Source organism: Streptomyces sp. NPDC002588 (genome assembly GCF_040295925.1).
GTDB lineage: Bacteria > Actinomycetota > Actinomycetes > Streptomycetales > Streptomycetaceae > Streptomyces.
In genome coordinates this window covers 1-8,610 of the sequence record NZ_JBEOWF010000092.1, presented here as the reverse complement: position 1 = coordinate 8,610, position 8,610 = coordinate 1, and the positions used below count along the sequence as shown (strand labels likewise).

Here is an 8,610-nt window from a genome sequence, read left to right as displayed (position 1 = left end):
CTTGTGGGCCATGCTCCGAGACGGAGAGTGCTACGAGGTTCTACCAGCCGATACGGCGGCAGCTTGACATCGTCATTGGGAAGTTCTTTTTCTTCTGGCCTCGAACGGTGTCCCGAACGCGGTCACTCACCTGGGCATTCGCCGGACTTGAGGGCGGCCTTCGTCTGATCCTGTGCTCCGTCACGAGGAGAACCAGTCGAAGGCCGTTGTCATGAGTGTGGTGTGCCCGGATGTCCGGCGGGAAGCGTTCGCGGAAGCGTCACGCTTCCGAGCAGAGTTCTACGAGTGTCTGACCGCCCGGCGTGACGAAATGTTCGAACTGGCCGACGCGCTGCTGTGCGTCGACGGGCCGGTCACCTCGCTGGTGGACCTGACGATGGTGCCCGAGCACCGGCGTGGGCACGGTGCGTTGTACGGAGCTCTCAACCGGGGCCGGATCGACGTCGAGAGGCTGCGGACCCTGCTCGCCGGGCTGCCGTTGCCCCGGTTCGAGGGCGGGCGCCTGGTGCCGGCGGTCGACGTGTCGCCGTGGCTGCGCTCGGACGCGCCGTGCTCGGCAGACCGGCTGTTCTGCCACGTCTACGGCCGGGCGAAGTCCGCCTCCCAGTTCATCCCGGGCTGGCCGTACTCCTTCGTCGCCGTCCTCGAACCGGGAGCCACCTCGTGGACGTCGATCCTGGACGTGATCCGGCTCGGACCCGAAGACGATGCGACCGCCGTCACCGCCGCCCAGCTCCGCGCCGTGGCCGAGCGGCTCATCTCGGCCGGCCAGTGGACGCCAGGCGACCCGGACATCACGATCGTCATGGACGCGGGTTACGACGTCACCCGCCTGGCTTGGGTCCTGCTGGATCTCCCTGTCGCGCTGGTCGGGCGGATCCGCAGTGACCGGGTGATGCGGCTGCCGAAGCCCTCGCTCAAGGAGTACGCCCTGGCCTGTCCCCAGGGCGGCAGGCCGCCGAAGCACGGCAAGGAGTTCCGCTTCGCCAAACCCGAGACCTGGCCCGGGGCGGCGATCACCACCGTCACCGACACCGCCAACTACGGCAAGGCCGAAGCCCAAGCGTGGGACCGGGTCCACCCGAGGCTGACCCACCGCTCGGCCTGGCTGGAGCACGACGGTGAACTCCCCGTCGTCGAGGGCACCTTGGTCCGGCTGAAGGTCGAGCACCTCTCCAAGGAACGGGAAGCACCGCCGGTCTGAAGGCACTGGAGAGCCGGATGCGATTAACGTCGCACGTCCGGTTCGGTGGGGGGCCGTTGGAAAAGGGCCTGGTTACAGGCACCTCGCTGGCGGCCTACCCAACCGCCCGCCCGGTTCGGGAAGGGGGCCCTTGGAAAGGGACCCGCGCCACGGCCACCTCGTCAGCGGCCTACTTTACTTGACGGGCGGGGGCTGGAAACGGAGCCCTCACGGGCCACCGCGCCAGTCCCCGACCCTACTCAATGATCAACCAGTTGGACGCCAAGATCAACTCGCGGGAGCGAGACCACCAAACCAGTCAAGATGTGCGTTGCGTGAACGTGCGAGATACCTTGAGGCGCTTTGGGTCGAAGGCGTCGGTTGCGCCGGCACCGTGGTTGCCCGGGCCGTCGTTCCACCCGAGTATCTTGCGAGCCACCCCCTTTACACGGGGGTGGCTGGGCTTGAGCGCGATCTCGAAGTGGGATTCCTTCGGCGTCTTGAAGTCACCGCCCCAGGCCACGACGCCATCAAGTTCAGCGAGGATGTCGCGGACGACGACGAGTTCGTTCGGGTACAGGTTGTCCTTCGCGCCGACCGGATACGCGACGGGCCGGATTGCTATCGCGCTTCCGGACAGGTAGTTCGACTCGTATGCCTCGGCCACCTCACGGTTGATGGTCCAACCGTGAACGTCACCGGCCCGCAGGGAGTCGATCTCGTAGTGGAATCTTCGGGCCACGTGCAGCAGGATCGTGGCCGCGTCGCCCTTAGCGAGTGAGACCTTCCGGCCGCTGCCCTCAATGGTGAATGCTGCTGCCTCGTCCAGGACGGACCAGCCGTTCTTCGACGTTGCGCTCTTCCACGTGCGAGTGTCGGCGGAGGCCACTGCGGTTCCGCTGAGGTTGACGAGTGTTGCGGCTGCCGCGGCGCCGGACGTGGCGCCGATGAACCGGCGTCGTGACAGACCAGTCTGGGTCATGACTGACTTTCCTTTCGGGGCAAGCGAGTGAGGTGCGTGATGCCGAACTTCACGAGGACGGCAATGGCGACGATGGAGATGACGGCGCACACCACAAGGGACGGGTTGACCCATGCGGGAACCAGATCGAAGCGTGCATTGCACCTGTTGTGCAGTGGGAAGAACTTCTGGAACTCCGCAGCGTGCGCATCCCTGTACGCCCTGTCGTAGTGCACGTGATGGACGAACTGGCACGTTTCGCGGACATCGAGCCCTGTTCTGAACACGCCCCAGATCCACGCCAAGAGGCCCGCGAAGAGAGAGACAGAGCACACGCGTGCCCACCACAGCGGGCGCCGCCATGATCGGTCTCGAAGTCCGGTCACGATACGGAAGACATTCCATAGGTTCCACACCAACCAGACGACGAGGATCACTGCGGCGATAAGGGCTCCGGCTTGCTTCATTCCGTAGTTCTATCCGTCGTCACTGGGCGGCGCGTGAGCGGGCTGCCTTGAGGTACTTTTCGTGGTTCGCCTGGTACAGAGACAGCTTGGTGGTCTCCGTTCCCATACGGGCCAGCAGTGCGTCAACGAAGCCCTGCTCGAAGTTGCTGAGCTTGTCACCGCCGCCGGGGAGGTTTTGGTAGTCGCTCGGAGACACCACTCCGGCGAGGGTGATGAGTTGGAGCTGAGCGACGGATAGCGTCGCGTCCACCGCGGTCAAGGCGTTGTGCGCGGAAGTCTTGCAGTCGGTGGCGTTGCCCCACCTGTTGGTGAAGTAGTCGTTGAAACGCTTGAGGCCGCCGCCGCCGTTGTAGTGGTCCCTCACAGCATCGACGATGGTCTTGCCGCCATTTACGGCCCGGGCGAGAAGGTATCCGTCGGCGTCCTCGATGAGGTCGTTGAATCCGAACGATGAATTGACTCCGGGTACCGCGAGTTTGGCGTGGGCGAACTGCAGCGGATCGGCATACTCCTGCTCGGAGTTGCGCCAATCGGCCCAGAACGTCATCAAGTCGCCTGCCCAACCGCCGACATCGCCCCCGTTGGCCGATTTCTTGTTGTCCGGCTGCGCCGTCAGGAGGTGGGCGTTGGCCGTGGCCATCATGTGCTCGGCGCCGAGCTGGTAGCCGGTGAAGGGATCGGTGAACAGGGCCTTGACGCTCATGCCGTTGGAGTTGCAGTAGTCGACGAACCCGCTGTCGTACGAGCCGATGAGGTACCACCAGCCGACCTTGTTCGCGAGGTCCTTGTCGCCGTATGAGTGGTGGCGGATGTACTCCATGACGAGCTGACTGCGCTTCTGGCCGCTGGCACCGTAGGAGCCCGCCAGGTCGTACAGCTTTTGGACGTAGGCGATGAAGTCGTCGGCAGGGCCACCGGCGTCGCTCACCGACGAGACGCCGCGGTCGAGGCCGGAGACCGCGTCGTTGTCCAGATCGAACCCGTCGGAGCCGTTGGTGACGTGGAATTCCTTGATCTGGTTGAAGGTCCAGTTCCTGGGGATGGGGAAGCCGAGGTTCCCGGAGAACCCATAGGACATGCCGGAAATAAAGGAGTAACGGGCGAACGTCTTGTTGCTCACGGTGCTGCAGACGTTCCTGGACCCGTACACACCGTGCGTGTACTTCTTTCCTTGGCTGGCCAGGGCTGCCTGCACGCCGTGGAAGTACGGCACGATGGAGCTGGCGATCTCCTCGCCGGTCGCGTCGTAGTCGACGGCGAAGTAGATGGTGGTGCCGCGGTTGAAGCCGTAGTCGGAGGCGCACTTGTGTGCGTTCAGACCGTGTGAGTAGCCGTTGGTGTAGGTGAAGTCCGCGAGCTGGCGGGCATTGTCCTGGTAGATCGGGAAGACGTTGAGGCCAGCACCGAAGATGACGTCCAGTTCACCCGGTTTGATCTCCTTGTCGAGAGTGGAGCCGGGCGGGTCGTATATGTAACGGCCGACGAATCGGTAGCCGTTGTCGAACAGCCACTTGGCGCGGGAGCTGGTGATCTCGTACCGCGTATCCGAGCCGGTCACAGCACGATCCGGGTCTCCCATGGAGACTAGGAGCTGCGCCCATGTCTCGTAGTCACCGTTCCCGTTCACGGTCAACTTGTTGAATCGCTGGAATAGTTGGACCCACTGGGTGAGCCCGGAGTCGTAGGAGGAGCGCCATGTCGTGTTGACGTCGTTGCCGTCGCTGTCGTAGGTGGGTGAGTTGAAGAGGCATATGGCGGAGAAGAGTTGGACGAAGACTCCGGAGTCGCCCTGGGTGAGCGTGTGGGACTGCAACCCTGCCTGGGTGGCTGGCCCGAAGTTACCGTTCGGAGCGGCGATGCCCAGCTCGTACTGCAGGGCGATCATCAGTGACTTCTGGACGTCGCGGGAGTAGATGCCGTCGCACGGGCCGATGCTGTAGGCGCTCTTGGTCCAGTAGCGGCCGTTGAGCCACTGCTGGATCTCGCGGATCCCGTCGGTTCCGCCCGCCACGACGACGTAGGCGTCCATGTTCATCAAGGCCTTGGCGACCTGGACGTTGATGACTCCTTCGCCACCAATGCCCATGTTGGACCGCAGCTTTGAGACGGCATCACGGGTGACGCCGGTGAACCAGCCCTCACTGCCTGGCTCGACGGCCCAGTAGCCCTTGCACCACAGTGCGTACTCGAGGATGGCAACGATGTTGCGGTTGGTGTCCCACTCGAAGCCGATGTCGCCGAGGGCGGCGAACTTCGAGGCCGTGGTGGGGCCGAAGGACGCCACGACAGGGCTGATGCCGAGTTCGTGCTGAAGTGCCATGACCAGGGAGTTCATGGTCCCCCAGCCGGTCTGGCCGTTCTCCGGGCAGGCGACGTAGCCGGCGACGCTGCCGTAGTTGGAGTTGACCCACTTCTGGGCTCTGAGGACTTGTTCGTCTGCCACAGCTGTTTCCTTTCGCGTGAAACCAGGTGCAAGCGGCGCGATCCGGGCGGACCGCGCCAGGGAGGTGAGGTCAGTGCCGCAGTGCTTCGACGGGTTGGATGCGGCTTGCGCGCCAGGACGGATACAGGCCGTGCGAGGAGACCGGTGGCGAGCCCGAGTGGAGGGCAGCGGCGAGGGTCCCCGGGTCGAGGACGGGCGTCCATTCGTTGTGGAACGAGACGCCGACGACAACTGCTGTGCCCAGTGCTGTTCCGGCGATCCCGCCTACCAGGCCGAGGGCAGCGGATTCGGTCAGGAACTGCCAGGTGATGTGGCGGGCGCGGGCCCCGAGGGCGCGCCGCAGCCCGATCTCGCCGATGCGCTCCATGACCGCGACCAGGGTGGTGTTGGCGATGCCGACCGCCCCGATCACGAGGCAGACGATCGACAGCAGCAGGAACAGCTGCCCCAGGTCGCTACTGACGGCGTTGCGAAGGGCCTTGGGGTTCGGCGGGGGAAGGGCGCGCAGGTACTCAAGGTGGTCGGGCCGCAGGGCCAGGGCTGCCTCCTGCACGACCTGGGAGGCGGCTCCCAGTTGCGTGGAGACGAGCATCTTTGCCCGCTCGTCTTGCGGGGGTCCCCAGACTCCTTCCGCGGTGGTTCTGGGGATGATGATGGACAGCGGGAGATCTGGCATGCGCTTGGTGTCGTCGGAGATGCCGACCACCGTGAACGCGGTGTTGCCGATGAAGAGGGCGGGCTGGGTACGGAGCGTGCTGATGTCCAGACGGGCAGCCGTCGATGAACCGATCACGGCGACGGACTGGTGGTGTGCGTCGTGGAACGGGTCGTAACCGCGGCCCTGAATGAAGTGTGGTCTGGCTGCGGCGAGCACGCCGGAAGAGGCCGCGATCACCGGGGTCTGGGAGACGGCTCCGTTGCTGTCGCCGACCGGGGATGAGCGGACCGACTCGTCGGACGCGAGGCGGACCTTCCAGTACACGCCGGCGGCCTCAACCCCGTTCACGCGGGCCATCTTCTGGTCGGCGTCCTGGGGGAACGCCAGAGATATGTGATCGGCGTCGCGGCCGCCCGTGTCCTCCACGGTCACTTCGGTGGCGGTGAGGCGGTTGAAGCGAGTGTCGATCGACGCGGCTATGGTGGATCTTTCGTGACAGCGCCTCCTCGGGCCGGTAGACGCCGTGTCCCGATTCAGTACTGCTCCATCCCGTCGACGTAAATCTTCGGGTGCTGCGGAATGGGCCCGAGATGGACGCCGCCAATAGTGCTGGTCTGGCTGTCGCTGCCATGGGCAGGCACATCGGTCAGGCGGTAGGTGTTCGAGGCTACCCAGTCGACGCCGTTCCCGACGCTGATCTCGATGTAGTAGTTGGCGCTGTCCTCGGTGTCGTTGCGCACGGTGACCGTGGTCCGCACGCCGTCAGCCTCCGGGGTGGCGGACACCTTCAGGTTGCCGTAGAAGAGCACCTTGGTGGCGCCGTCCTGCGAGAAGGAGGGCGTCGGCTCGGCGTCCCCCTCCGCCGGTTCCCCGGAGGTGGCGACGGCGGACGGCGTGTCCGGCCGCGCCGACGGGAGAGACCACCGCGGTCGGCGTCTCAGGGGGCGGGCGTTATCCTCCCCGGCGTCGCAACCGGTCGTCAGGAGCAGTACGGCGAGGCCGGACATGCCCCGGCCCTTCCACGGTGTGGCCGGGCCGGGGCGGAGCGGGCGGGAGGGGAGGTGCGTCAGTTGCATGTTCCGACGCTGAGGTAGTTGTCGACCAGGACCTTGCCGGTGGCGTCCTCCATGTAGGAGTACGCCTGGCCGCAGTAACCCTTGCTCTGGTAGACGGGACCGGCGTACTGGGAGTAGGCGCCGAAGTCCTCGGTGTCCGCGGTGGCGGTGTAGTTGTCCTTGAGCCGGACGCCCATGTAGTGCGTGATGCCGGTGTCGTTGAAGAACACGGCGCAGATGGGCCGGTCGTACAGGGTGTTGCTACCGCTGTAGGTGCCGTTCCACCACGTGTACGCGGTGCCGTAGGTGCCGTACCGCGCGGCGCTCACGGAGATGGTGTAGCCCGATCCGCACACGTTGGCGGCGGCGACCGCGGCGGCGGTGTCGGCCTTCAGGACCTCTTCGGTCCCGCTCGCGGCTTTGGCGGCGACACTGAGACCGCCCGTCCCGCTCACCACGGTGGACTGCGCGGCCAACGGCTTCGCTTCGGAACGTGATTGATCCTGGGAGGCGGCGCCCGCGGGCGCAGCGACAGCCCCGACGAGAGCAACAGCCACCAGCGAGGCACGGATGGCCACGCCCATGGAAGTCTCCTTGCTGTGACCGGAGTTGGCGATCGGACACGAACGCGCCCCAGCGTCGCCCAGGAATGATCCCGCTTTCAAGGGATCTTCACGCAATGACTCCATGGAGGCGATCATTGGCCGAAACATGACATCGATATCACAGCTGACCGAGATGGGGGCGCGACTTCACCGCTGTCGGTCCGCTCTCCCGCCCGCCAGCAGGCCCGGGTCCTCGACTACCTGCGGATCGGCCGGGGGGAGGGCGCCGAGGTTGTGATCGGCGGTGGCCGGCTCGGCGGGGAGGCGTACGACCGGGGCTTCTTCGTGGAGCCGACGATCTTCGACCGGGTGGCGCCGGACATGCGAATCGTCCAGGAGGAGATCTTCGACCCGGTGCCCTCCGTCTTCACGGGTCGATCAGTACGTCCCCGCGCGCGGGCAGCGGCCACCCTCACAGCCGCGATGAGCTCCCCTGGGGGCACGCTCTTGAGGAGGAATCCGCTGGCCCCCGCACGCAGCGCGCGGTGCACGTACGCGTCGCTGTCGCAAATGCCGAGCAGCACCTTGGTGACGTTCGCCGGGGTGGCGAGGATCGCCTCGGTGGCGCGCAGCCCTTCCAGGCGCTGCATCCGGAGGTCCAGGATGGCGACGGCGGGAGAGAGTCGGGTCACCTCCGCGATCGCCGTCCGGCCGTCCGGCGCCTCCGCGAGGCAGTGGAGGTCGGGCCGGGTGTCCCTGACGGCGCGCAGAGCGGAGCGGAACATCTGGCCTGGTGGCCCTCCACACCCAGGGCACAGCCATTGGGGCCGTCAATTACTACGGGTTGCTTCCGAGTCTTCGGATCGTTGATGTGGTATTGGGCGTTTTGATGAGTCCGGTCTCGTGCGAGAACGCACCACGCAGCGCACCGACTCACCTCGCAGCATCAGGAGGTCATCCCGCTGATGCGCCTTGCTGGGGGCGGGGCCGGGCTTTCATGATCGTGATTGCCGTGGGTGTGCGGTCGTGTTTGGAGCCAGACCGCCCGGGTTGCTCGCCCGCGCGATCTGCACGGTCAGAGACGGGACTTGCTCACCGGAACGGGGACGGAGCGACAACGGACACCTCGACAAGTGCATCGGTCTTCGAAACAGCCACGAGCATGCCCGCTGATCATGCGGGCGCACCGGCAACCCCAAGATTCCCGACAGCAACTCAGCGCGGCTTCGCCGTGCGCCGGGGGCACAGTAAATGGGTCGGCGTGCGCCGCGCGCGGTCCTGACCGCCCTGTTCCAGGG

At 65.7% G+C, this 8,610-nt stretch carries 6 protein-coding genes and 3 pseudogenes; 2 read left to right on the top strand and 7 right to left on the bottom strand.

Annotated features, from left to right (window positions below):
• Positions 1 to 211: 211 nt before the first annotated feature.
• Positions 212 to 1,201 (top strand): annotated as a pseudogene (locus ABT057_RS48550) (transposase); the annotation flags it as partial.
• A gap of 301 nt (positions 1,202 to 1,502) precedes the next feature.
• Here ABT057_RS48550 and ABT057_RS48545 read toward each other — a convergent pair.
• From ABT057_RS48545 to ABT057_RS48520, 6 genes are all read right to left on the bottom strand, one after another.
• Complete coding sequence (locus ABT057_RS48545) at positions 1,503 to 2,165, bottom strand: hypothetical protein (protein ID WP_352351741.1); 663 nt, start codon at positions 2,163 to 2,165, stop codon at positions 1,503 to 1,505.
• Complete coding sequence (locus tag ABT057_RS48540) at positions 2,162 to 2,611, bottom strand: hypothetical protein (protein ID WP_352351739.1); 450 nt, start codon at positions 2,609 to 2,611, stop codon at positions 2,162 to 2,164. Before ABT057_RS48540 ends, ABT057_RS48545 begins: the two co-directional genes overlap by 4 nt.
• A gap of 19 nt (positions 2,612 to 2,630) precedes the next feature.
• A complete protein-coding gene (locus ABT057_RS48535; RefSeq protein ID WP_352351737.1) occupies positions 2,631 to 5,054 on the bottom strand; it encodes a glycoside hydrolase domain-containing protein in 2,424 nt (807 codons plus the stop codon).
• 70 nt (positions 5,055 to 5,124) lie between these two features.
• A complete protein-coding gene (locus ABT057_RS48530) occupies positions 5,125 to 6,144 on the bottom strand; it encodes an ABC transporter permease (RefSeq protein WP_352351735.1) in 1,020 nt (339 codons plus the stop codon).
• 101 nt (positions 6,145 to 6,245) lie between these two features.
• Positions 6,246 to 6,788, bottom strand: coding sequence for a hypothetical protein (locus ABT057_RS48525; protein WP_352351733.1), 543 nt, complete (start codon positions 6,786 to 6,788; stop codon positions 6,246 to 6,248).
• Complete coding sequence (locus ABT057_RS48520; RefSeq protein ID WP_352351731.1) at positions 6,779 to 7,351, bottom strand: hypothetical protein; 573 nt, start codon at positions 7,349 to 7,351, stop codon at positions 6,779 to 6,781. Before ABT057_RS48520 ends, ABT057_RS48525 begins: the two co-directional genes overlap by 10 nt.
• A gap of 255 nt (positions 7,352 to 7,606) precedes the next feature.
• Here ABT057_RS48520 and ABT057_RS49385 point away from each other — a divergent pair.
• Positions 7,607 to 7,687: pseudogene (locus tag ABT057_RS49385) on the top strand (hypothetical protein); the annotation flags it as partial.
• Between the two features lie 107 nt (positions 7,688 to 7,794).
• Here the strand turns inward: ABT057_RS49385 and ABT057_RS48510 are convergent.
• A pseudogene (locus ABT057_RS48510) lies at positions 7,795 to 8,097 on the bottom strand (response regulator); the annotation flags it as partial.
• Positions 8,098 to 8,610 lie beyond the last annotated feature (513 nt).

What these genes read in the sequence shown, in the direction of transcription:
- ABT057_RS48540 (WP_352351739.1), bottom strand. Translation starts at nt 2,611, where the DNA reads ATGAAGCAAGCCGGAGCCCTTATCGCCGCAGTGATCCTCGTCGTCTGG.
- ABT057_RS48520 (WP_352351731.1), bottom strand. Translation starts at nt 7,351, where the DNA reads ATGGGCGTGGCCATCCGTGCCTCGCTGGTGGCTGTTGCTCTCGTCGGG.
- ABT057_RS48525 (WP_352351733.1), bottom strand. Translation starts at nt 6,788, where the DNA reads ATGCAACTGACGCACCTCCCCTCCCGCCCGCTCCGCCCCGGCCCGGCC.
- ABT057_RS48545 (WP_352351741.1), bottom strand. Translation starts at nt 2,165, where the DNA reads ATGACCCAGACTGGTCTGTCACGACGCCGGTTCATCGGCGCCACGTCC.